This window comes from Rhodococcus sp. DN22, from assembly GCF_036669995.1.
GTDB classification, from domain to species: domain Bacteria; phylum Actinomycetota; class Actinomycetes; order Mycobacteriales; family Mycobacteriaceae; genus Rhodococcus_F; species Rhodococcus_F erythropolis.
Map to the genome: position 1 here is coordinate 225415 of NZ_CP133327.1, position 23879 is coordinate 249293.

The following is a 23879-nucleotide window of genomic DNA, read 5'->3' on the forward strand; positions in this document are numbered from 1 at the left end:
AGCACGCAGACGCTCAAGCTCGCTGGCGACGTTCCGCTGAGAGGAAGGGGCGGAAGATCCCGCGTTGACGCCGGCCGGCCGGATCTGGCCTGGCGTAGAGGTAGGCAAAACTGTGGATGACATGGTCCCTCCAAATGGTGCCCGAAACGAGTTCAAGCGTGTACAACATCTCCGATAAGGAAAAAATAGCACGTCCGGCGGGTGTGTTGCGGTATCAAGCCCGAGATTTCACCACGAGATGTGGGCTACGAAACAGGCATACCAGCGGCCAGAACTGATCCCCGATAGCCCAATCCCATCAACAGCAGCCGCAGAATGCCAGAAATACGCGCCCCGAACTGGTCGAGCACGACGGGGCAGACGATCGGGCCCTCTGCCCCAACCGATTCATAAATCGAGACGCGAACGTCACCGGTAGATAGAACCAGTCTGGGCGTAACTACCCGGCCCCACCGAGACGCACCAATGGGTGACAACGCTGTCCGGCGACAACGATGACCAGCGAAATCCTGCCCCGAACTGCGCAGACGGACCGTGAGCCACCGCCGGGTTGCTCCCTCGACGAGCGTGCCGCACACATACAACCCCACCGCGAGACTGTGCGCATGACCAACGACGTGATTCTGAAAGCTGGATTCTTCGGGTGCGCACATGCCGGATACGGGATGCGTGGAATGGCCCGAAAACATCCCGCCGGCCCGAACATCCGCGAAGTTGACGGATACGTCACCTACGAACTGGTACAGCGCGACATGATCAGCAAAGGGGTGGACTGCCAGATCAACGGGGGCGACGGATTCCATGTGCACCACCCATCGGTGCGGGCAGTGAACGAGGAACGCCGCGTCGACGCCCTGCGAATCGCTGCAGGTATCCCCGCTGTCGTCAACACCGGCAACCATGACGCCGGCGCCGGGACTTCGGTCTCGGCAGCCGCGTTGCTGCACCAACCCGACCTGGGTCGTTTGGCGGTTTTTCCCGATCCGGGACGAGCAGTAGACGACCTGATCGGCCCGCAGCCCGGCTACTACGAAGTGCACCAACCGATCCCCGATGTGCCGTTCTACTTGCATGTTGTCTCACACAACGGACTGGATCCGCGACTACCAGAACGCGGCATCATCGTCGACCCACAACCGATCGAAGGTGGGGTAAACATCCTTGTGTCGCACGGTATTTTCTCTGCGGATGGGCGATTGTTCGGTGCAGATGACCGCCACGGCGCCGAGCGAGTGATCCCGGAGGAATGGGTCAACCGAGGCTGGGATCAGAGCATCCTGTCGGACTACCACACCCCGGGTCCGATCCCCGGTTTCGGACCGGATGACGGACGCGAACGCGGGCAAGTCTGGATGACGGGTTCGCTCATCGGACGAGGATTCTCTGACGAGATATGCGCGCGAGGTTGGCTGTTGCTCGAACTGACCACCGACGGCAGGGTCACCGTCACCCCTCAGTACGTGTGGCGTCGTCCCCAGATCGATTTCGACACGATAGACGCACGTGGAAAGACGATCGAACAGATCAACACGATCATTCGAGAACGCCTCGCCGAAAGCGACTGGTGGGATGATGAATCCGCCGAGATCAGTGGCGACGGAGGATACATTCTCCGGCAGAAGATTTCGTACACAACCTGCGGGCAGCGACATGGCCTGCGTGCACTGGCAGGGGAGTGGGCGGCAGCCGCCGGCCGCGCCGCCTACTGGGCGTTCGCGTGGGAACACCCGCTACCCGGTGACGGTGGTCTACGCCTGGCAACCGAACCAGAAACCCGAACTGGCAGCGACCACCGGCGCCGAACAGTTGATCTAGCCCAAGCCTTTACCGACCGCACCGACGAAGGCAGGCTCGGCGCGATGCTCAGGGCAATGGCCGAAGACATCCGAACCCCCGTCATCGCCCATGCGCATCGTGCACTGGCCGAGCTGGCCCCTGCCGAAGAATCAGCCTGACAAGAGTCAACCAACCCCGATCACGAGGCGTGCCGCACGCCTGACCGCCCACTTTTAGGTTCGGTCTATCAAATTCGCTCCACCCGCACGCGGACAAGACGAGGACGTAGACCATGCAGATCACCAGCGGACATATCTATAACTACCGATCGATTAAAGACTTGCAGATCGACTTCGATACCAACGGAATTCACGCACTGATTGGCCCTCCTGGCTCCGGAAAGTCGTCCTTCCTCGGAGCCCTCGGATTCGCACTGTACGGAGACCCCGGTCCGGGTATCGACCTGATCGACCTCCGGCATGACAAAGCCGACGACAAGGAATTGGCCGGAGCAGACGTGACCTGGCGCCACGGACAGGACACCTACCGAACCGTGCGAGAGATGCGCAGAGGTAATCGTGGCGGCAAGCCAGTGGAGAAGACCAGTGCCCGCATGTGGCGCAACGGTGTCGAGATCGAAGGCATGAGTCCGACATTGATGACGAGTGAGGTCACCAAGATTCTGGGTATGTCAGGCCGTGCATTTCGCGGCGCGAACATGATCGCGCAAGGCGAGGTCGACGCCCTGGCCACGGCCACGCCCACCGAAGTAACCGCACTCGTCGAAGAACACACCGGTGTATCGCAGGTAACCAAACTCCGTGAACAGGCACGCAAGTCCGCGAACGACAAACAGGCGGTCGCCGACGGCACGGTGGGATCGCCGGAGGCAGTGACCACTGCCGAGGAGCTTGAGATGGAGGCCGGCAAGGTGTTCGGTGAGGCCGAAGCTGCTCATGGTGCAGCGGACGCGAAGGCAAAGCGGGCGCGCAGAGACTGGGAAGAATGCAACGCAAGGGCACACGAGTTGCGAACCGCGGAGCGAAGCGCACAACAGTCTCGTGACGCCGTAGTCGCAGCCAAAGCACTCGCGGACAACGCTCGAGATCGATGGGAACGACTACACGTAACTGTCACGGATCGAAACCTCACTGGCGTAGATCCGGATCAGCTGCAGCACAGGATCACCGGGCTACAGACTTCGTTGCGCAGGATCACGGAAGCAGGCGCGAGTCTTGCTGGCGCAGCAGAGGCAGTTGCTGTAGCCATCACTGACACTGCACGGGCACAGAAGGCAGCTGACAGTTTCGATGTCGTCGCCGCCCAATCACGACTGGAACGGGCAGATACTGAACTAGCTGCAGTTGTCGATTCGATACGCACTGCAAATGGAGACGAGGCCGCCGCCCGCAAGGATGCGGTAACGCTCACGAAGTCGCTGCACACGTTGCGCCAGTCGATTGGCCAAGCCCATTGCCCGACGTGCCGTCAATCGATCAACGATCTCGATGCGCTCATCACCGACTTGGAGGCGAAACTAACCGCCGCGCAGTCGGCCGAAGCGAAAGCGGTGGAACAGGCTGCTGCACTAGCCGGAAAGCGAAGGGAGATCGACGCTCAGGTTGCCTCAGCACGACAAGAACTCACCGGCGCTGAACAAGCCGAACACCATGCCGAACAGGTTCGAGAACGCGGCGAAGCAGCTTTCCAGAACGAAACCGAGAAGCTCGATGCACTGGTAGAACTGCTTGCCAGCCTGGACAACGACATAGCCCCGGAACTGACGGACCGCACGAACGTCCAATCCTGCCTACAGGCCGCACGGGTCGTCCACGGCACCGTAGACAGCCGATCGACAGAGCTACGGGCAGAACACCGGCTGCTCATCGACGAGCACAAAGCAGCCCACGATCTTCAGGCAGCGAACGGCGCAGTCGACAACGCAGAATCCGCAATTGTCGACGCCCCGGATCCACAGATCGTTCACGCGGCCGAAACGGCAGCCAGCGATGCACGGACCCGGCTCGACGAAGCAGAGAGGACCGTGAGCGAGGCATGGGCAGTGCTCTCGAGCGCGCGCACCGGACTTGCGCAGGTGGCGAACGAAGCAGATATCGCCCGCGATCAGTGGGCACGCAAGTGCGAAGCGCTACGGGTCGCCGAAGTCGCACGCGGAGTTGCGGATGCTCTCACCGCTCTGCGGTCAGACTTGCTCGCCGAATGCACCCAACAGATTTCGGAAGCCGCGACAGAACTGCTGCAACGTTTCGGTGGAGAACACGTCGCCTTCCACCTCGGTACAGATTTTGTTCCCTGCGTGGAACTTGCCGATGGCCGACTCCGCAAGACGAAACTGCTCTCCGGAGGCGAAAAAGCGCGGGCCGGGCTTGCCTTCCGATTGGGAATCTCGATGCAGGTCACAGACGGCGGGTTGCCCGATCAGATATTCGGCGACGAGATCACCCAGTATCTCGATGACGAAGGTCGTCGGGCGATCGTAGAAACCATAAGCGATCTGTTCGCAGCGCCAATCCTGATCTCGCACACCGACGAGGTTCTCGACTATGCGACAACGGTGCACCAGCTGAATCGCAATCCATTGGGCGTTACGGAACTTCTCCCGCTCGCCAGCTAGCCACGATGCTGCGGCGGAGTGATCGTCCTCCGCCGCAGCATCGGAATGCGGATTCGATCGCAGGTTCCGCGCGGGAGAAGGTCGCAGATGTTCGCGAATCGTGGCCTCGATAGGCTTGCCCGGCGCGGATCTGCACATGACGATCGAGACGCTCAAGATCCGTTGGGGGAGGCAAGTGAAATGGCAACTGTTAGAACGAAGCGTGCTGCTGCTCTTGGTTTGATCGGATTGGGAGCTGGTTTCACTACCGTGGCCGTGCTGATTCCGACCTATGCTGCACCGAAACTCGTGAAAACGCCGCTGTCGATCGATGCGCCCACCGTGGCCACAGACAACAACGCGACCCTGTTGGATATGGGCGCGATCGACACCGGGAAAGTGGTGATCAACTCCGGCGTGGCTGTGACAGTCCAGCAATACGTCACGGGCGAGGAACCTTCGAATTCCGACATCGTGACGATCCAGTCGACACAGAAAGTAACTCGTGACGACCGCGAAGGCGACGCTGCTGTTGTCAGCGCAAACGTCTATCGCGTCACTGTGGACAGGGCAACAGCAATGCCGGTCCAGGATCCGCCGGCGACCATCCAGAGATACGCAGACAAACCGGGAGAGGAAGTCGTCGCGGAAGGCGTCAACTTCAAGTTCCCCTTCCACCTGCAGAAGCAGTCCTACCCATATTTCGACACGTTGGCCCGCGAAACGTATCCGATCGACTTCGTCGAAACGACCCAGATCGACGGCACCGAGGTCTTCCACTTCTCCCACACGATCGACCCCATGGACACTGGAGGCAAACTCACCCTCCCCGCGTCCGTGTGGGGGCTGTCCGGTGATCCGGACGCGCAGGTGCTGATGCACCGCTTCTACACCGCGAAGAGGGACTTGTGGGTTGAGCCCGTCACCGGGGCAATCGTTGCCGGCAATCAGTACGCGCGGCAGTACTACGCCCGCACGGCGGACGATCCGGAGTCGGTGACGATTGTGGAGATGGCCCCGGCGTTGGATGCGCAGACGAAGTCCGAGCAGCTTGCACAAGCCGTCCGATACAAGAGGCTGATCGTGTGGGGAACTCAGTACGCGCCCATGGGGTTAGGTGCAGTCGGCGTGATCGCGTTGCTCGGTGGTGCGGCAATGTTGTGGCGAAACCGTCAGATCGATTCGACGGCAGGATCGGATGTGCAGGTGGCAGCGCCACACGAGGACTACGACCGCATCTCGACGGCTACTCACTGAGATGGCCGGCCGGTGTCGCCTTCGCGATGCCAGCTGATCTCTCGTACCCTGCCGAATAGTTCGCTCACGGAAGAGGGTGCCGCGCGAATGGCGCTCACGACCAAAACATACGAAAGGCTCAGGCACACTACACATGAGTGCATTCAACGCAACCGGAGATGTCTCCTCAACGTCGGTTCTGATCGCGCACTTCCGGGCTCTTGAATCGACTCGCGACGATGCCCTGTTCGAAGATCCGCTGGCATCCGCGCTCGTGGAGGCATCAGGGCTGCCAGTCGGACAAGCCAAGCTCGAGCACGTCATCACCAGTCGCGTATACGAATCGGTTGCGGCGCGTACCCGCTACCTGGACGACCGAATCGAAGCTGCAGTGTCACGAGGTGCCCGCCAGGTCGTGCTGCCCGCGGCCGGCCTCGACACAAGGGCATACCGCCTGGGCCTACCCGACGACGTCGCGTTCTTCGAGGTTGACTTGGAGAACGTCTTCGCATTCAAAGAACCGGTTCTCGAACAGTCCAATGCGAAGGCGACAGGCCCGCGCTCAGTGGTCCCCGCAGATCTGACCGGCGATTGGGTAAAACAACTGACCGCAGCGGGATTCGACGCCGACGTTCCGACAGTGTGGGTTTTGGAGGGCATTCTGATGTACCTCACCGACGAGCAGAACGATCAGATTCTCGATGAACTGTCCGCGGTAAGCGCGCCTGGATCCGAGTTGCTGTTCGTCTCGTTTGCGCCCGGAATGATCGCCGAAGAGCAGACCAAGGAACTTGCCGGGATGGCGACAGCGGCGGGCATCGGATTCAAATCGCATGTCGCAGACCCGGTTGCGTGGGTAGGAGCACGCGGGTGGGTGATCGCGGACCAAACCACGATCAAGGAATTCGGAGCGACAATCGGCCGTGACGTTCCTTACGACGAGGCACAGTTCGGGCCGGTTACCTGGCTTGTCCATGCAATTCGCGCCGAGTAACTGACAACTCGACTACGCCGAGACTGGGCCCTTCGCAGCGTCGGACAACACAACCATCATGCGGTGCGTAGCAACAGGTGTTCGGCTGCCTTTCCACGCGGCGCGGCGGGTGCTGTACACGGCCGCGTCGCGTGGGATGAGCATGTTTGTTCCTGTGGCAACGATCTTTTCGTATTCCGCGCTGTAGGCGCGGATCGCTTGATAGCGCCGCAACCGGTCCGGAAGTATCGCGGTCGCAAACACGAGAAGTGCGTAGCCCGCGATGATCATCGGGCCAAGGACAAGTACCAATGTGATCGTCTGGGCATGATCGGTGTACCAGTTCTCGACGCCAGCGGCTTGGAGAACTAGATACAGCAATTTGTTGATCCCGTAGAGAAACCCGAGAGAACATGCTGCGGCGAGAACGGCCACTATTCGACCGAGCGGCCCGCTGCGCACTCTGCGTTCCCTGAGCAACCCGAAGAGGTAGTACAGCGCGAACACCAACGCGTAAAGCAATGTCCCCAGATACGCGCCCCAGTAGAGCAAAAGTGGTCCAGTGGGCGGGAAATCACGCGAGACGAAGTTCGTCGGCGTGTCAGTCGCTGGCGACAGCAGGAACCCGACGCCGGCAACGGTGACCATAGTTGCTGTGAACAGTCGGTGGCGTGTCTTGTTGAATGACGGGCTTTGAACGACAGTTGCCACGGCTTCGCCGATGCAGCAGAAGGCGAAAGTTCCGAGCAGAACCGCAGTGGCGTCCGGAATGTTCCAGATACCTGTCAGGTCGTGAAGCCAAACATCGACGTAGTCGTCGGAGAGTACGGGGATGCGCGCGGCTTGACCTAAACCGAGGGCGGCCAACACTTTTGTGAGGGGCCGACTGTCCGGGTTCCGTTTCCACATCGGGATTCTGAACGCGACAAACGTCAAGAGCGCGATCGGGACGAGTGTGCCTGCGAAGTTGTAAAGAGTCACTGCACTTGCCAACCCATCATCCCTGCGAGACGTAGGAGGAGGTTCTTCTGCGTCTCCGGCAGATCGTCTGGGTAGAGGGGGGCACGCATCTCGTCGGCCTTAGCCATGATCAGTGTCGCCAGCTCCTCAGCCTCTACTTCGACCGGGTGGAGTGTGTGGGTGGAACGGGTGAAGCAGACCTGTGACAACGCAAGTCGGTGGATCATGTAGTCCGGCAGCTGCGGTGAGACCCGGCGAATATTCGTGCGTAGGTACTCGAGGAAGTCCTGTTTGTTGCTCTTCTGATGAGCCATGACGATGTGTGCGAGTTCATGGCAGATGATGTGCTCGCGGTATTTGCCTTCGGCGTCATGTCGGACGTAGATCACGTCCCGTCGTTTGGCGGGTATCCAGAGCCCGGTGATCTCACTGTGAAGATCGATCGGAAGATCCTCGACGATGATCAGGCGGTTGATGCGAAGCCCGAGCTCGGCGATGAACGATTCGATTGACCACGGCCGCGAGAAGGGGAGGGTTGCGAGCGCCCTGCGGGCAAGCTCCTCGGGGGTGGGAGCGTCTTCGAGAGCATCCATGTCTACGAGACTTGGCCGTTAGGGTCGCCGTACTTTTCGTGAGTTTCGTTGATCAGATTGGTCAACGCGTTGACCGCCGCAGACGGCATGTTCGCGTTGCGCGCGCGTAGCGCAATGGTGGAGAGCTGGCTGGTGGTCAAACTGAAGTAGAAGTCCAGCTGTGCGTCGTAGTCGGCCTGTTCCTCGGGAGTGCCGGTCAGATAGGAGGCCGGCGCCTCGAAGTGGGCAGCGACGGTGGCCAGGACTTCGTTGTCTGGTGTGTCTGCACCGTCGAGCAACGCCTGTATGTCTGCCCTGCTGAGGGTTCGGCTCAGCGCGGCGCCAACTGCGGCTGCGACCGATTCTGCTGTGTCGGTACGTCCAGCCGAATTGGCTGCGTCGAACAGCTTCTGCACTCGCGCGGATAGACTCATGGCGCTCATTCTCCACCGCTCTCTGATGTGAACGGCTGGCTGATGTTCGATGGTTGTAGTGGTTGGTGATCGAACCACCGTTGCCGGAACCGATGTTCGGTGGCTGCATCTATGTTGACGCGGCGATGGGCCAACCAGCGTAGGTACAGGCGGTCTTCGAGATCTGTCGGATCTGCACCTTGTCGTTCCGCGGGTTGGTTGAGATGAGTGCCGAAGATGAGATCCAGATTCGGCGGCGGTGGATGATCGGGGCCCGCGTTCCGCTCGAACAAGTCGATGACTTTGATCAGGGTGAGTCTGGAAACGACGGCGGAGAGCTCCGCGAAGGAACTCTTGACGTCGTCCGAAGGGGAGTCGAGATCGAGTAGCGCCATGTTGAGTGTGTCCGTGGCACGTATCAGGGACGTGAGATCGACGATCGGCACCGCGACCTCGTTGGGGCCAAAACGTAAGGCTTCCCCTTGGGAGGAGAGCGGTGTTGGCTCACCGCCGCTGAGTGCTCGCGATGCGCTGCCTGGCACCCATTGCAGTGCGGTGTCGAGCTTTTCAAGCGTTGAGCTGTGCATTCGGGCGTCCGAGTCGCCTGATTCGATCGCTGCGAGTTTGGTGTCGGAGGGGCCACCGTTCTGCTGCACTTGCTTGCGATTGAGCCCGAGAGCTGACCGTCGCTTGGCGACGATGTCTCCGAATCGCTTCTCAGGGCTGGTCACCGCCGAAACTTTACCTTGCGGGCCAACTTATCCCAACCGGAATCGCCCATCTTTGGCCGCGGGCGTCGTCAGGGTGGTGGGGTGAATTCTAAAATTGTTGGGTGACGGCATAATTCGACGTAGATTTAATGCAAGGTTTAAGCACATAAGTTGTAGATTTGTTGGCTTGCAAACCCAATTTTGTTCGGCTAGGTTTTCGAGACATCGGAGATGCGCACCGCGGCGGCAAACGCCAACTGCATCTAGCCACGTACTCGGCACGCCGAATACGAGTGTTATTGCAGGTAGAAGTGAAGCGGTCGGGCCCAGCCAGGAAACTGGCGGGCCCGACCGCTTTTCTGCGTCTAATTCTGAAGGGAGTGCCCACTCATCAATTGGGCTAGATGTCTCATCAAAAAGTACTAGGACCTTAGTCCTCACTTCAAAAGGATGTAACGCTCCTTTAGACGGCTCATCACGGCTTGGGCCCCGCCGAGCCAAACGAACACCGACACCAGATTCAAGCGGTCGTACGAACCAGAGATCGTGCGACACCGACGCCGACTGCCCTACGATGGTGTTGCAGCACGATGGCACCTTTCGGTGCTGGTGCGCACGACAGATCGACGCAAACCCTCCGCGTCGTCGGTCGTGGCTCGTTGTAGTCGCACGTGGTCGGTGTGAGGCCCGGCCACGGATCGCGGACTCTTCGATGCACCTCGGGGCGCTGCGGGGAGCATTCCCTGCAGCGCCCTGCCGGCTTTCTTAGAGTGACCGTGCCTGCAACGGTTCAGGGACATCAATACCCAGTCCGAGTTCTGTCGTGAGCAGAGACTGCAACTTCATCCGCTGTTCCCCATCCGGGCATTCGCCCAACATTGCGCACGCAGCGAAATGCTCATCGAACACCATCGTGAGATCACGCGCTTTGATCAGAGATCGCATCGACGGAACCCAACGGCGAATGCCATTGGCGGCTTCGCCGTCAGCCAGAGTGTGCAGATGCTGAGCCACCTCGATGAACCCTGCGGGAATATCGAGTTTCGAGGCGGCCTTGAGGTCCACAGGTACGTGCAGTTCAAACGCCGACCTGTCCCGGATTGGGCTGGTCACCCCGAACCCGATACCGGGATTGAGGTTGATGATCACGCAGAATCCTTCTGCCGCCGTAATAACCTGCTCGTCGGGGCGGTCGAGCACCGTCAAGGTCCGTCGGTGATCGAGAACAGGGAGCAGCGTGGCCTGCACGCCCGACGGCATCCACCCGAAATCATCGAGCAATAGTGGTCGGCCAGTGAGCATCGCTGTCACCAGAGCGCCGTCGACGTACCGGAACACGCCTGCCTCGCCAGGCACTGGGAGGTACTGCCCGACCAAGTCTTGGAAAGTCATTCCGTCGTAGCAGGCGATGGTAAGGAGATGGTCGCCGTGCGCAGCGGTCGCTGACGTTGACTTCCCGGTCCCCGGCGGACCGGATTGGATGACGTGCATCCCGTATGTGCGGGCTTGCCGCAAGATCTCAATGTCAGTGTGGACGCCGTCAACGCTGCGAGGGATGTAGCCGTCGACAAAGGTGGGGGTGGTGGGGCCTTCCGAGTTCTGTTCAACTTCCCTTCTGGCCCATTGGGCCTTTTCCACGAATTCCTCGACGCTGCCGTATTGGCCGCCCATTCCCGCGTATCGGTCAGCCAGACGCAGCGCGATCGCATGCCAGGCTTGGGCGTTGTCATCGGGGATCGCGTCGCTGTCTCCTGGCATCGAGGTGATCATCGGCTGGTACGGAACACCGCCGGGCACATTCCGTTCAGCATCAGCTGCAGCCTTCTCCGCGGCTTCCTGCACCCGGAACCCGAGAGCGGTCAATGCCTCAACAGTCGGTTCAGTCCTCGCGATCACCAGGTCGTCGACGTGACCGGACACATACACTCCGGCATCCGTAGCGAAGGCGACATGCGCCTCTTTGACCTCATGCGCAAATCGGTCCGTGGTGTATGAGATCCCGTAGACAATCACACGAAGCCCTTTCTCAGTCCACCGAGTAGATCCGGCAGTTGCCTGTACCGGAACCGGTCCAGACACAATGTTGACGATGCCCGCGGTCGAGACATTGGAGTGATCATATTGAGCACAGTTCCGGACATCTGGATTCGTACGGTGCAGTCCATCCGAGCAGCTTCACGCGAACTCGTGGACACCACCGTCGATGTCCACCTGTTCGGCATCGACGGCACCGCGTTGCTCGAAACGCCAGTGCTGTCAGCCTTCTCCCCGAACCGTTTGCTCATCGACGTCGCGCGGATGGGCGCTGTTATCAGTCCTGATACACGCATGGATTCGATGGTGCATCGCATGGCGCATCCAGAGGCGTCGGGCTTGATCGTCTCCCGACTCAGTGTCTTCGCAGTGGACGGATGGTGGCAGAACCCCGAGCACGGAGGAACCGAGGCATGGGCGGCCGCGCGAGACCTGGCGCAGATCGTTTGTGAGTCGAAGCTGGCAGTAGCGAGGGACGGAGAGCGCACCATCCTGCACGCTGCACTCGGAATGCTTGCTCCCATGCCACCTTTGCTGACTCAGAGGGAGTTGGCGCGTGTCCTACTCGCCGGTGTTCTCCCGCGAGTGGATTTACTTGTGGTGCCGGGCTTGATGATACGGCGAGCGAAACAGTGGATCGTGCACCATTGCGGGCACGACAGGTTAGCCAATTGTGTGAAAATCTGGCGTACGGCAACGCGTCTCGACGCTCACGACCACGCTCGATGGGAATCAGTCGGCGCAGATTTCAGCGCAGCAGTCGACGCTGCAGTTGAAGGTATTCCAAACACGGCCCTCACAGCCGAAGTAGTGCAACAGATCATCGAGCCGATCGAGACCGCCATCAAGGCCGCTGTCGCCGAAGCGCTCGATATCGCAGCGCGTTTCAACGGGACCGGACTCGAAATCGTTGGAAACCGGTCGGGGCTGGTGGAAGAACCTCTCGACGCCGCTGGGATCGGATTGCCGCGTAGTCGAATGCTCAGCTACTCCGACCCCACGGATGCCGAGCGCACAGCACGGGACCTGTTCGCCGACAAGCTGTCTGAAGCAAGCTACCGATCGCCGGGTGTGCGCTCGGTGGCCGTGGCGTATCCAGCTGGTCGCCTCAACCCCCGGGAACTGGTCCGCTACAGCGCGCAAACCCAATTGGGATTGCAAGCGACCGCGAAGCCATGGACTCAGCAGAGGATCGCACCTCGAGCGCGGGTGCAGTTGACCTTCGCGATGGTCTTCGACGCGTCACTGACAATGGCGCGGTGGGCGAACTACGCCGGACCTTTGGGCTGGGCGACAGCGTCCGCAGTGCATCAACTCGGCGGTACCTGCACGGTGCGAGGGTTCGGCGGTGGCACTTTCGACGTCATCAAGGCCGGAACGGCCCCCGCCCAGGTGCCCCGTGTCGTCGACAGCGGATCCGGATCCGACGGCTGCGACATCGCGCTGACCGAGGTGATCGCAGACAGTGACATTCTCAACAGGACCGGGGCACGGATCGTCGTCGTTCTGACGGACGGGAAGCTGCCGGCCGACGACGCCGCAGCCATTGACAACGCGATCGACCTGCTTCGAGACTCCGGAACGATCGTGTTGTGGGTGCTGCCCTCAGCGAAGGTGACGGCCCCTGTGATCCCTGAGCGCACAACGGTCCTCACCTCGGTGACACCGGAATCATTCATCGCCGTCGTTTCCCAGGCAGTGATCGACGAGCTCGAACGAGCCTGAGAATGGGGCTGTTTGTGAGCCATCAATGACCGGAACACCCACCTCTACCGTGATCTGTACTCACGGTTGCCGGCATCGCCGGCAGGAAGGTGTCACCCATGACTCACACACCACCCCGCATCACCCCGATCAGTCGCCAGGACGCTGCGGCCGCGGATCCGACCAAGACATGCGGACCGCTCGTCATCGACGACGGACACGTTCACGCGGTCGGCGAAGCACATGGGCGATTGGTCCCGATGGTCGGTCAGATTCGACCGTTCTTGTACGACGCAGCTTTCGAAGGTGTCCGCGTCTATGCCGACCGAGTCGATGATGTCCTGGCGGTGATGCTCGGTGACCGATATGCCGAACTGACTGCAGCCCTAGACGAACTCGATCTGCACCCAGTCCCTGCACCCGACGAGTCCGACCTCGAACCCGTCGACGAGATCGCAGCAGTCGCCGGCTTGCCGCCAGGCGACGACCTTGGTGAATCTGTGTCGGAAGCTGAGCTGGCTGTGTTCGCCGCTCACATGGCATACAAGGACAAGCAAGCTCGCATCAAGTACGAGATGGCGCTGATCCGCCGGCGTCATGCGGATGGTCAACGCGTCCGTCTGCAAAGCGCTATCAACGACGAGGCCCATGCCGATGGCAGCTGGCTTGTCATGACTGATGAGCAGCGCGCACTTCTCCTGTCCGCCGGAGACCCGAATGGTCAGTCACCGGCCGGTGTCATCGAAGAAGTACCGATCTCTATCGACGGAGTCGACGGCACCCTCATACAGACGACCGTGGAACGAGGGGTCTGGACAGCTGACACACGCCTTGTCGTCAACACTGGTGACTACTCACCCTGGGAGCCGATCCCTTTCCCAGAGTCAGCAATCATCCGACTGGACGAGCACGACGAAGAGGTCGAGGTTCAGACCCGGAGCAACCTGGTGATCCTTCGTATCGACACGCCGGACGACTACCTCGAATCGCTCAGTGACGCAGGACTCGTACACCTGAAAGTCACCCCGACCGAACAACCGGACGACTTCTTTCGAGGCGCCGAATCGATCCTTGTCGAAGCGGCAAACGAGGCGCGTTTGGCCGAAGGATCCCCAGCACAATCGCACCATGATTCATGAGGTACTCACTGGCACACGAAGTGTCTGCGATATCTGTACTACACATACAACACAGCACCCGCCACGTCTCAGAAACAAGGGCCTGGCCTGCAGTTATAGCCGGACAGGGTGCTGGCGCACTCGCGCCAAAGGCGGCATGATGTCACCTATCGGAGATCTCCACATCCACCACCTCACAGGGAGGTAACGGCATGGTTTGCCGCGAAAACAAGGGCCGCTCGTTCACCATCGGATTCACGAAAGCACTGCAACGGCAGATGGGCGGAAGCGCCTTCCACGACGCCGAGGTTCAGTCGACCCAGCACGAGTTCACACACCAACTCGAAGACATGAATCGGCAGTTCACACAAGACCCCGAACAGTGGCGCCAAACCCAGATCAAGGTCTGGGAGGCCGTCCGTCAAGACGTCGCCGACTCCACTGCGTTCTCCGACGAGTCGAAGTACCGTGTCTCCCCGGGCCGCGGAGGACAGCCGGGATACATCACACGGATCGACCAAGAACTCGACCGGCTGAAAACAGGGAAAGACGAACACGGTAAGCCGTTGGGGCCGGAACAACAGAACACCCCGGCACAGCTGGCATCAGTCATGCGCATGGGTGGAATCCTCGAACGCATCGGACCCGCGAAAGACAATTTCCTCGAAATGAACGCCCGCCACCGAGGAATCAGCATGGGAGAAGCTCAACGCGAGTGGAACACTCTGATGAACCGCAAGGGTGACTTCTCGAACATCAGCCTCACCGACGACTACCGCAACAGCCTGAAGGGCGCCGGCATCACGGCCCGCGACCAGTCCGACCTGGGTATTTCCGGTCGTGCTCGCGACACCATGCGACAGATGGAACAACGCCGACTTGCCGCTGTCCACTCGCATGAGACCAGACCAGCGATCCGCCCCGAGCACAAACTGCGCTCCTTCATTGATCCCAAATCCGAAGGCGCACAGATACGTTGCGAACAGTGTGGCCAATTCGGGCACCTCGGCGCGGCCTGCCCCAACGGCGACATCGTCAGCAAGAAGAAGTCACTCCAGCAGCAGACCGAAATCATCAACCGCACAGCGGAAGCCGGACGAATCCGCAAGATGCTCTCGCGTTCCGACAAGGAACTGCAGGCCGGCATGGATACCCACTTTCCCGGCCAGTACGAGGACGTCGCCGCTTTCAGGGCCGCCAATGAACAGCGCCTCAGCGGAGTACTCGCCGGAAACCCCGAGATGGACGATGCGGAGCTGCGCGACGCACAACGCCAGATCAGCCGTCAGGAGAAGCGACTCGACAAGGAGCTCGAAGCACGCGGGGGATCCGCGTCATGGATCAAAGACGTCTCCTACAACCCCGAGAACGGGCTTCTGGTCGTACGCCCACATGACTACACCACCAAGTCCGGTGAACGGCGGACAGCGAGACCCTTCATGCGGCGAGTATCTCCAGAGAACGTGCAGGCAATGCTCGACAGCGATGAAGCATTCGGGCAGGCCATCAACGATCTCGGCATGATCAGGGGAGCGAAACTCGACAACTACGGTTTCGAGAACGAAGACGATTACGCCGAATCTCTCGTACAGCGAAAGTGCCCTTCCTGCGGTCAATTCGCATCCCTCAACAGCGGGCACCGCTGCCCTGTCCCGGGTAGCCCAAGCGAGGAATACAAGGCCCGCGAACTCGCAGCGAGCAGCGCTTATCGGACCCTTCTGGCGAAGACGAAAGGCAACGACGGCGGACAGGTCGCGAAGCCGATGCACCGTCGACAGTCTTTCACCACCGAAAGTCGTACCATCCGGGTTCGCGGAGAAAACAACGAGCCCGTTGAAGGCACCATCGTCACCGCGCGCGCAGCCGACGTCCTCAGCACGTCCAACGGCGGACACATCGCCAACCCACCCGTCCGCGCCAGCTATCCAGACGCCACAGTGTCCGGCACCGTCGCAGTGTGGGAAGACCTCGACGGCCGTCGAGTGTTCTCCCCACACTCCGCTGCGGGCGGACGCGGCCTGAAATGCAGCTGCGAGGACTACTCCAAACGATCCTGGTGCCGCCACATCGCGGCAACCAGCAACGTCCTCGCACGCCGATACGAAGCCGGGAACGCCGGAAAATCGCAGCCAGGTGGCCCCACCGTTGCGGACAACGTCGCCGCCGACGCACCGATCGGGGCCCAGGAACGACTGTCCTACGGGAAGATTCAGAAGATGAGGGCCAGCGCGAACGCGGAGTTCGCCGAAGCCTACAAAGCCCGACCCAGCAGCGGCGCCAGCATGGCAGCGCCCGCCGCATTGCCTCCCCGCGACACCAACGGAAACCCGATCCCCGAACCAACACAATGGGATCGGTCACTGGAGCAGTCCAAGCGCACCGGTAAGCCTGTAGACCTCGACGACACTAAACAGGTCACCTACCGAGTCCGTAAGCTCCTCGCCGGCCGACCACCGCGTGTTTCATTCTCGGTGCGCCCAGACAAGGACGGCGGCATCACCGTCGATATTCCGCCTAAGCACCGCGGAACGAGCCAGGAAAGCTACTACCGCCAAGAGCTGGCAACACTCCTCGGCACACCTGCGCTCAAGGGCCGACGTGGCTTCTACATCGCGCCCACTCCGTCCGCCCGCCATTCAGCTCTCGAACGGGCAGCAGGCGACCCCGAACGGATCCGGCCCTCCGAATGGGTCACCCGCATCGATCCGGAACGCGCAGAAGCGAACCGGGAACGCCAGACAGCCACTCGTGGACAGAACAACCAGGGCGCTGACCCGGCAATCGCCGGCCAAAGCGCTGCAGCACGGTAGCGGGGAACGATCATGTCCATGACAGACGAGATCGACGCGGCCGTCGCCGCAGCAGCTGGTGGGCTCGATATCGCGGAAGGTGACGTACGGGCCGCCGGTGAGGGCCCATGCAGCCCTGATGAAGCGCGCGAGCTGATCAGCAAGGCGATCCACGCAGCCGACACGTTTCAGTCGACGATGCGACAACTGTTCGTACGGCGTGCCCACGAGGCATTGGGGTACCCGACGCCACGAGAGATGCTGCTCAGCGAGTTCCGCGGATCGTTAATCAATCCGCGGACCGGTGCGCCATACGGGGACTCGCACGTTCACCGGATGGCGCGTGTCGCCTGGTTGACATGGGCGGTCGCCGAGCGCACCGGTGTCGACATGACTGAACTCGAAATCCCGGAGCGGCCACTGCGAGAAATCTCGCCAGGCGTCGATCGAGCAGGGGACCGCGATCTGGTCGATCAGATCGCCGACCGAGTCGACCAAATCGCACGAGGAAAGCACGCGACGGCCGACGACGTCAGCGGTGTAATCGACGACGTCATCAACGAGAACGCAGGACGTAAACCGAGAGCACAACCGGACCCCGACGATGTGCCGCCCGAAGCACCATCAGGCGACTTCGATTCCATCCAAGGCGAAGGCGAATTCGGGGGGAGAGCAGTCTCACCACGCAAACCTGCAACCTCCAACGATGAAGACGTCGACGGTTCTTACTCTCCGGACAGCGGCCCTCAACCAGCTCACGGCGGCGGGCAAAATGGAGCAGCGACAGCAGCATTCGAGGGCGGAGGCAATGAAAATCTGCCGCCGGTACCGCCAGGGGCCCACGACGGCACTCACCTGGACATGAAGTCGGCGATGACTGCGCTCCGGGAGCACGGAGACTTCGTCCGCCACCTGCAGGACATCAACTCGATCGGCGAACGCCTACCCGACGTTGCTGCCGTCCGAAGCAAACTGCCGGACTTCCTCGACGCCGTGGACGACACCGAACTCCATGCGTTCCGCAGCCAAGTCGCGACTGCGAAAGATTTCCTCGAAGAGGCCATAGCAGCGAAGTCGGCGCTCGACGCGGTGCTCGAGGAATCAGATTTCCGCATCGACGATATGTACTAACCGCTACCTCCGACTGGCCTCACCGGACGAGAAAGGAGCCAAAACCATGAAACTCAAGCAAATTCCAACGACGTACAGCGACCTGGTCTCCGGCGAAGACAGTCAGCCCGCACCGCTGTGCCGAGATGCAGCCAACCCCGATCTCTGGTTTCCGCGAAACAACGAAGCAATCGCCATCGCGAAGCAGGTGTGCGCACAGTGCCCCCTCACAAGTCGATGTCTGCAATTCGCCCAGCAATCCCGCGAAACAGGGGTCTGGGGCGGACAACTCCTCGAACACGGCAAGGTCCGGATAAGGCCACTCCGCGACCTCGCCGCAGAACTGTAGGAACGGAAACCAGCTGAAAGCGAAAGAACGAAAGCATCACCCCGGCAGCGCAAATGCAGCCGGGGTGATGCCGCTTCTACGACCAGCCCATCCCGACCGATGCCGGGGAGAACACAACCACGTACGCCAAGGCGACCGCAATGCATGTGAAGGCACCGAGCAGAATTTTGTCCGCTGGACCCGACGCCTTGATACGCACCGCTGCCGGCGGAGCGACATCCCACCAACGCTTTCCGTTGATCTTCACGAACGGCGCCAGCATCGGCACACCCATCTTCGTGCCGGCATCACCGAGCAAATGTGTGATCACACCGACCGTTACGGCCGCGCCCAGCGCTACCCCCGACACAGACTCCGGTGCCGCCACCCAGGTCAATACCGATAGCCCCGCTGCTGCACCGGTCACAGCCAGCCAATCGTTCTTCTTCACCCATTGAGGGAACAGCCCTCGGATCGCCAACCCCAGCATCAGGAACAAAACGCCGATCGTCGCAGGTTTCCCAAACGCTGTCACCAGCGCTGTCACCGCCATGCCGGCAAGCACAGCGAACCCGAGAGTGTGAGTGGTGGTGCGATGGCCGTTCTCCCGATTGTCGTCACGCTTCGTCGACGTCAAAGAGTGGAATGCCAACGAGATCCGTTCCACCACATGAGCGACTGCCTGGCTGAGTGGTCCGAAACTACGGGCAATTGTGGCCTGTGGGCTGTCCAAGTCCGGGAGGAGGGCAGCGCCGGCTGTAATGCCGGCGAATATGAATGCGCCAGGAATGGACGTCGGACCTCCCCACTCGGGCGGTAATACCGCAGCTATCGCCAATCCTGTGGCTGCGCCGCTCATTGCGTGCGTGGGCCCCATCACCATGTCGTGTGCCTCTCGTCATCTCCGATGGAGACAGCCTAGAAACCGGACTTCCGGTGATCGGCGAACTACGACCAGAATCCGGGGCTGCGAACCTCACGGCCTTGATGAATAGCCGCTTTCATGACGATCGGTATTGGCCACCAAGGAAATGGCCGGTGCCCCGATCGCAAACTTTGGGGGCACCGACAATTTCGTCGAGTCCTTGGTGTTAGACCTGCGATTGGTCACCCGATAGGCGAGTGAAACTTCCACCCTGCCCACCGAAGACGCGTCCTCCGAGGACACGGCGTGCTATTTCCGCCATGGGATGTCCCTCTGTGCCTTCTTCCACTTCGATGTGTCCTGCGTAGGCATCTCTGCAGCGAGCGATGAGTGCAGCGTCGTACCAAACCTTGCCTGTGTCGTCGATTTCGCGAGGGTCGGTGCCGATGCTGAACGCTCCGACGAGCCATCCGCCGTGCGCGACAAGCAGACCACCTGCGGCCGAGACCATCTCGATTTTCGGCCACCAACGATCACACGAGGCTGTGAATGCGTCGTTACTCATGCGCGAGTGGTATCCGATGTTGTCCCGGTCCGGGTCTGATGATTGCTGAAGTTCCCCCAGACGAAGAACTGGGACGGGTTTGCCGTCGAGGAGCACCGATTCGACGACCGGAGTGTCTGCGAGCTTGCTGACGACTTCGAATGTGTTCGGAGACGGAATGATCCCTGCGCGCACAGCTTTTCTTGTTGTCGCTGGGGCCGTTCCGAGAATCCTCGCCGCGAGGTTGGCTGGTATGTCGGTGTCATATCCATACCCGAATTCCAGTGAGGTGTGGATTCTCTGCGTGATGGCCATTGCCAGTTTCCTCTCGTTGCCGCTGCGGTCGTACTGAGTAAGACCCTGCATATGCGGTGTGGAACAAGAGAAGTATAGCACCCATTTAGTGAACTGGGTCGAGGTGCCTCCCGTGTGTTCTGAACCCGACACGAGGGCTGACACGCCGAAAGGCGAGTGCAATTCTGTAGGATCGAGCGGAGACCCAGCCGAAGACTGCAATGTCACCGCTTATCTGTGAGCCGTAATTCCGCTGCGGTGCAAAGAGTTTCCACCGGTAGTGTGGTCGGCATGACTGATCTACTGGAACAATCCGTCCGTTATCTCGAAGCCCTCTCTGACGCTATCGCCGACCATGCACCAGCATCGTCCGGCGTCGACTTCGTTTCAGAACTCGTTGAGTCTCTTCGTGAGTGCGCAGGCGCCGTCCAGATAGCCCACGAGGAAGGGTATGTCGCATCGCCGGTCTATTCGCATCCCGGCGATGGCGATACTCGCGCTGAACTTGCCAACAGGATCGCTGAACAACTCTTCCCGAGGTAGGTACCATCCGTCACTGCACCTACCTCGGTAGCCTTGCGGGTGGGCCTAAGCTGGAAGCTCTTTCGCGTCAGGAATCTGATCTACCAGGCTAGTTACCCACGAAATAAGTTTCGGGATGAGCATGACCGTCGTATCACGGATGCCACCGAGGATGCTGCCAGCGATGTCAGCGACTGACTGGCTTCCATCGCCAAGATCGATGGTGCCCTTGACAATTCCAATCACAACGAGGATTGCGACGGCATACCCAATCAGCTTCATGACGGCACCGCCGAAGGCTCGACGTCCTCAGATTCGGATGGAGCGAATCCATCCGGGGGTGGAAGTTCGACAGTGAAGTTCGGTTCAGGAAGCTTGTCTCGAACAGTGTCCTCGCTCTTGTTTACGAATCCGGACACTTTCTGATTCGTAGCCTGAAACCAGCTAGGCGAGAACATCAGTTGCCCGTCCCCGAACCACGTACCCACCCCCCACAGCACTCCCAGCGTGACGACAACCGCGATTATCCGTTTCATGTCCTGCCCTCCTTCAATGTGGTTTGCTCGCTACTGATTCCACGGATCGACATCATCAGATTCGTTCAATTCCTGGTCGCCGAGACCGGCACCAAAATCCAGTTCAGGCTTCGTGTCTGAGGATTCGGAGTCGCGCTCCGCGTTGGTGGGAACGTCAATTGATGGCCACGCATCGTCGTTTTCCACCCTGATCCACCGCGGCTCGATACCGCCATCGGAGTTGGTGATCGATGTCTGCGCAAACCCGAGCTCAATCAGGCGATCCCGCGCCAACTCTTTCGACCCCGTCAACATGATGGAGGCATCCCACGGGCACACCATCGAGTCGTCGGGCAGGAACATGACCTGAACTTGCCTATAGCCGTTCTTGGGGTCGTACGCCCACGATCGACCCTTCGGTGTTCCCTCTTCCGGGAAACGGGTGCCATGGTCGGAGTTGAGGATTTGCTGTGATTCGTACTGGTCGAGAGGACCGACACCGAGCCTGAAGCCGAGCTGGGAACGCAGCTGTGTGGAGATGATCTTGGCGTCCGGCTTCTGAGCGGCCGCAACGATGTTCACTTCGATCGCCCTGCCCAATCGAGCAATGGACTCCAGGTTGGCGCGTGCTTCGTCCTTCAGCTCTTCGACGTCGCTGTTCGCGCCCTTCGCGAGGAAGTCGGCGAGCTCGTCGAAGAAAAGGATCAGGCGGCGAGGTACAGGTCCGTGCGCCTTCTCGAGCTCTGGATCCGCAGCGTACTTCTCTCGTAGCCAGGACAGCTTCCGGACTTGTAGCTTGTTCAATAGCGTTTGGCCGGCATCCATCCTCCGTTTGGCTCGCGCCACGGCGTCGACGATCTCGGTGTCGGTCGCAGCGAAGTGGACGACACTGGGGAATTCTGGAGTCCAGGTGAAGTCTGTGCGCTTCGGATCACAGACGATAACTTCGTAGACGTCCGGCAAGAGCATCGCGTAGAACAAGACGATCGACAGAGCTACAGATTTTCCCTGGCCGGTTTTTCCTCCCACTAATCCGTGCGGTGTTTCGTTGAGGTCCCAGTCGAGCCAGCCGCCGCCCTTCTGCGGGCCGAAACGTAGAACTCCCTTGCGGGCCAGCGTAATCGCTTCGTCGAATGCGGTCGTGCCAGGCATCGGAAATGCCAGCTGATCTGGTAGTCGCGGGACCGCGGTCATCGTGACTATTCCATCTGCGGTGGACCATGAGTATGCCCAGTCGTTGTTCGTAGTGAGGGAGTCCCAGTGATCTTGGAACTCGTCCCTGGTTTCGCGTTTGTTGACGTCGATGGATCCGAAGTTCACTCGCGCTCGCTGGGGGAGGGCTTCGCCGGTGGGCGATAGGCCTTCCTGCCATTCGATGATGTCGCAGTCGACTGGCGTACTGGCTTTTCCGAACTTCGACTCCACAACATTGCGGAGTTTCTTTTCGACCGATTTCTGTTTCGCTCGGACGTCGTTGTGATCGACAGACATGATTGCCAGTTGCGTCGAACCGCCCTCGAACTTCCAGTCGAACAGCAAGCGGACGTCAGGCCACCGCGTGTGTATCGAGGTATCGAGGCTGTCTTCGAGCTTGTCGCGGAGGCGGCGTTCACCGAGGGGGAGTGTTCCGAAGTCCACGTCTATAGTTGCCGGCTGGTCCGATTCGTCGTCGGCCCACGTCTCGACGACAGCGACGACAGGGTCTTTGCCTGGTTTTGTTATAGCGGAGCGGATTTCGTCGGCAAACTTTCGTTCGTTGAGCTTCCTGCGAGCTTCCAGAGATCCTTTGGCGGCCCTGCTGATTTCGAGGGCCTGCTCGTCTTTGTTCCACAGGTAGATCCACTCGCCCGGGCACGACACAGATCGGTCGAAGCTGCGCTCGAGGGTGTCTCGAAAGCCCGGATCAGTCAGGTCTTGGCTTCCAGCTGCGAAACGAAGCTGCGTCGGTATCGGAACGACTGCTCCGTCTGCGCGAGTTTCGTCGGCCCATTCGGCGATGTCGAGGGCGTATCCATCTGCTGCGTTCCGGTCGGTGATCTTGAAGAGGGACCGCAGCGTCGCAGTGATCTTTCGGGCCATCAATTGTTTCGCCACTCGTGGATCGTCACCGTTGACCGCTTCGAACTCGACGGTGTTCGACTTAGTCCAGTTGAACACCCACTCCATGTCGGCCGGTGCAGGAACGCTCTGCTCAATGGCCTTCTCGACGATCAGTCGTCGCATTGGTGCCCCCACAGAGGCACTGCTGGCACCAACGGACAGCTGGGCTGCGCGAATGGCCTGTGATGACGACCATCGAATTGAGGTGATGTGTTTGGAGGGGGTCGTAGGTCGGCTGACGGTCCCTGATGGAAGCCCAGCCGGTTTCTGCAGGCCGGAGTAGATCGCTTCAAGTGTGTTGCGGCGCCGTGGCATCACGATGCTGGCACGCACGATGGTCACCACCAACCACGCGGCCGAGGCGACGCCGATCCACATCAAGTGCCCGTTGGTCAGGAACCCGAATGTCGAGATGCCGATGAGGAAAAGCCAGTTCAGTGCCGTGACGGTGACGGGACCGACACGGGCGCTGTCAGCTGTCCAGGTCAACACCGCCCAGTCGTTCAATAGTCGTCTTGCCCATGCAGCCAGTTGCTGTTGCAGTTGGGCAGAGAAGGCGGTTCCGCGGCGTGTGCGTGGCACCCTTCCCCCTTTCGTGGTCTCCGATAGGGGAATGATTGCAGTGACGGTTCCGGTGTCCATGGCTGTCGTGACAGCTCGTCGGGGGGTTGGGTTCGGCAATGTGCTGTGGCCCCGACGGAT

At 60.4% G+C, this 23879-nt stretch carries 19 protein-coding genes; 10 read left to right on the forward strand and 9 right to left on the reverse strand.

Annotated elements, in window-relative coordinates; genetic code table 11:
• The first annotated feature begins 605 nt into the window (after positions 1–605).
• From RA302_RS31115 to RA302_RS31130, 4 genes are all read left to right on the forward strand, one after another.
• Complete coding sequence (locus RA302_RS31115) at positions 606–1955, forward strand: hypothetical protein (RefSeq protein WP_198174643.1); 1350 nt, start codon at positions 606–608, stop codon at positions 1953–1955.
• A gap of 113 nt (positions 1956–2068) precedes the next feature.
• Positions 2069–4411 carry an SMC family ATPase gene (locus RA302_RS31120; RefSeq protein WP_064112196.1) on the forward strand — a complete coding sequence of 781 codons (2343 nt, stop codon included), beginning with the start codon at positions 2069–2071 and terminating at the stop codon, positions 4409–4411.
• A gap of 180 nt (positions 4412–4591) precedes the next feature.
• Positions 4592–5647, forward strand: a complete 1056-nt coding sequence (locus RA302_RS31125; RefSeq protein WP_064112197.1) for a DUF3068 domain-containing protein — start codon at positions 4592–4594, stop codon at positions 5645–5647.
• A gap of 133 nt (positions 5648–5780) precedes the next feature.
• Positions 5781–6620: an SAM-dependent methyltransferase gene (locus RA302_RS31130; RefSeq protein WP_052959769.1), complete on the forward strand. Its 840-nt coding sequence runs from the start codon at positions 5781–5783 to the stop codon at positions 6618–6620.
• Positions 6621–6632: 12 nt separating this feature from the next.
• On the opposite strand, the gene RA302_RS31135 is transcribed toward RA302_RS31130, so the two are convergent.
• The 5 genes from RA302_RS31135 to RA302_RS31155 form a co-directional block, all read right to left on the reverse strand.
• Positions 6633–7580, reverse strand: coding sequence for a hypothetical protein (locus tag RA302_RS31135; protein ID WP_047269096.1), 948 nt, complete (start codon positions 7578–7580; stop codon positions 6633–6635).
• Positions 7577–8152 (reverse strand): hypothetical protein, encoded by a 576-nt coding sequence (locus tag RA302_RS31140; protein ID WP_047269095.1) that lies wholly within the window; start codon positions 8150–8152, stop codon positions 7577–7579. The genes RA302_RS31135 and RA302_RS31140 overlap by 4 nt, the downstream gene beginning before the upstream one ends.
• Before the next feature lie 2 nt (positions 8153–8154).
• On the reverse strand, positions 8155–8565 hold the full coding sequence (locus tag RA302_RS31145; RefSeq protein ID WP_058228294.1) for a hypothetical protein: 411 nt from the start codon (positions 8563–8565) through the stop codon (positions 8155–8157).
• Positions 8566–8570: 5 nt separating this feature from the next.
• Positions 8571–9275, reverse strand: coding sequence for a hypothetical protein (locus RA302_RS31150; RefSeq protein ID WP_052959768.1), 705 nt, complete (start codon positions 9273–9275; stop codon positions 8571–8573).
• 744 nt (positions 9276–10019) lie between these two features.
• Entirely contained in the window at positions 10020–11267 is a 1248-nt protein-coding gene (locus tag RA302_RS31155) for an AAA family ATPase (protein ID WP_075835713.1), read from the reverse strand.
• A gap of 108 nt (positions 11268–11375) precedes the next feature.
• On the opposite strand from RA302_RS31155, the gene RA302_RS31160 reads away from it, so the two are divergent.
• The 5 genes from RA302_RS31160 to RA302_RS31180 all read left to right on the forward strand — a co-directional run bounded on the left by RA302_RS31160 (position 11376) and on the right by RA302_RS31180 (position 18358).
• Positions 11376–13013, forward strand: a complete 1638-nt coding sequence (locus RA302_RS31160) for a hypothetical protein (protein WP_157127662.1) — start codon at positions 11376–11378, stop codon at positions 13011–13013.
• 98 nt (positions 13014–13111) lie between these two features.
• Positions 13112–14131: a hypothetical protein gene (locus tag RA302_RS31165; protein WP_064112199.1), complete on the forward strand. Its 1020-nt coding sequence runs from the start codon at positions 13112–13114 to the stop codon at positions 14129–14131.
• 191 nt (positions 14132–14322) lie between these two features.
• Complete coding sequence (locus RA302_RS31170) at positions 14323–16920, forward strand: hypothetical protein (RefSeq protein WP_075835716.1); 2598 nt, start codon at positions 14323–14325, stop codon at positions 16918–16920.
• Positions 16921–16932: 12 nt separating this feature from the next.
• Positions 16933–18030 carry a hypothetical protein gene (locus RA302_RS31175; RefSeq protein WP_064112200.1) on the forward strand — a complete coding sequence of 366 codons (1098 nt, stop codon included), beginning with the start codon at positions 16933–16935 and terminating at the stop codon, positions 18028–18030.
• A gap of 46 nt (positions 18031–18076) precedes the next feature.
• Positions 18077–18358, forward strand: a complete 282-nt coding sequence (locus tag RA302_RS31180) for a WhiB family transcriptional regulator (RefSeq protein ID WP_064112201.1) — start codon at positions 18077–18079, stop codon at positions 18356–18358.
• A gap of 76 nt (positions 18359–18434) precedes the next feature.
• On the opposite strand, the gene RA302_RS31185 is transcribed toward RA302_RS31180, so the two are convergent.
• Entirely contained in the window at positions 18435–19214 is a 780-nt protein-coding gene (locus tag RA302_RS31185) for a metal-dependent hydrolase (RefSeq protein WP_231915702.1), read from the reverse strand.
• A gap of 214 nt (positions 19215–19428) precedes the next feature.
• The gene (locus RA302_RS31190) at positions 19429–20061 is read right to left on the reverse strand and encodes a hypothetical protein (RefSeq protein WP_156519167.1); all 633 of its coding nucleotides are present in this window, start codon (positions 20059–20061) and stop codon (positions 19429–19431) included.
• Positions 20062–20331: 270 nt separating this feature from the next.
• Between RA302_RS31190 and RA302_RS31195 the strand changes: the two genes are divergently transcribed.
• Positions 20332–20583: a hypothetical protein gene (locus RA302_RS31195; protein WP_064112213.1), complete on the forward strand. Its 252-nt coding sequence runs from the start codon at positions 20332–20334 to the stop codon at positions 20581–20583.
• Positions 20584–20628: 45 nt separating this feature from the next.
• On the opposite strand, the gene RA302_RS31200 is transcribed toward RA302_RS31195, so the two are convergent.
• Positions 20629–20844, reverse strand: coding sequence for a hypothetical protein (locus tag RA302_RS31200; RefSeq protein WP_075835718.1), 216 nt, complete (start codon positions 20842–20844; stop codon positions 20629–20631).
• A gap of 284 nt (positions 20845–21128) precedes the next feature.
• A complete protein-coding gene (locus RA302_RS31205) occupies positions 21129–23759 on the reverse strand; it encodes an FtsK/SpoIIIE domain-containing protein (protein WP_198174644.1) in 2631 nt (876 codons plus the stop codon).
• Positions 23760–23879: the final 120 nt, after the last annotated feature.

Bases quoted from the DNA above. Each gene is read 5' to 3' on its own strand.
- RA302_RS31140 (WP_047269095.1), bottom strand. From the start codon at position 8,152: ATGGATGCTCTCGAAGACGCTCCCACCCCCGAGGAGCTTGCCCGCAGG.
- RA302_RS31185 (WP_231915702.1), bottom strand. From the start codon at position 19,214: ATGGGGCCCACGCACGCAATGAGCGGCGCAGCCACAGGATTGGCGATA.
- RA302_RS31145 (WP_058228294.1), bottom strand. From the start codon at position 8,565: ATGAGTCTATCCGCGCGAGTGCAGAAGCTGTTCGACGCAGCCAATTCG.
- RA302_RS31130 (WP_052959769.1), top strand. From the start codon at position 5,781: ATGAGTGCATTCAACGCAACCGGAGATGTCTCCTCAACGTCGGTTCTG.
- RA302_RS31120 (WP_064112196.1), top strand. From the start codon at position 2,069: ATGCAGATCACCAGCGGACATATCTATAACTACCGATCGATTAAAGAC.
- RA302_RS31200 (WP_075835718.1), bottom strand. From the start codon at position 20,844: ATGAAGCTGATTGGGTATGCCGTCGCAATCCTCGTTGTGATTGGAATT.
- RA302_RS31125 (WP_064112197.1), top strand. From the start codon at position 4,592: ATGGCAACTGTTAGAACGAAGCGTGCTGCTGCTCTTGGTTTGATCGGA.
- RA302_RS31165 (WP_064112199.1), top strand. From the start codon at position 13,112: ATGACTCACACACCACCCCGCATCACCCCGATCAGTCGCCAGGACGCT.
- RA302_RS31175 (WP_064112200.1), top strand. From the start codon at position 16,933: ATGTCCATGACAGACGAGATCGACGCGGCCGTCGCCGCAGCAGCTGGT.
- RA302_RS31180 (WP_064112201.1), top strand. From the start codon at position 18,077: ATGAAACTCAAGCAAATTCCAACGACGTACAGCGACCTGGTCTCCGGC.
- RA302_RS31170 (WP_075835716.1), top strand. From the start codon at position 14,323: ATGGTTTGCCGCGAAAACAAGGGCCGCTCGTTCACCATCGGATTCACG.
- RA302_RS31195 (WP_064112213.1), top strand. From the start codon at position 20,332: ATGACTGATCTACTGGAACAATCCGTCCGTTATCTCGAAGCCCTCTCT.
- RA302_RS31190 (WP_156519167.1), bottom strand. From the start codon at position 20,061: ATGGCCATCACGCAGAGAATCCACACCTCACTGGAATTCGGGTATGGA.
- RA302_RS31115 (WP_198174643.1), top strand. From the start codon at position 606: ATGACCAACGACGTGATTCTGAAAGCTGGATTCTTCGGGTGCGCACAT.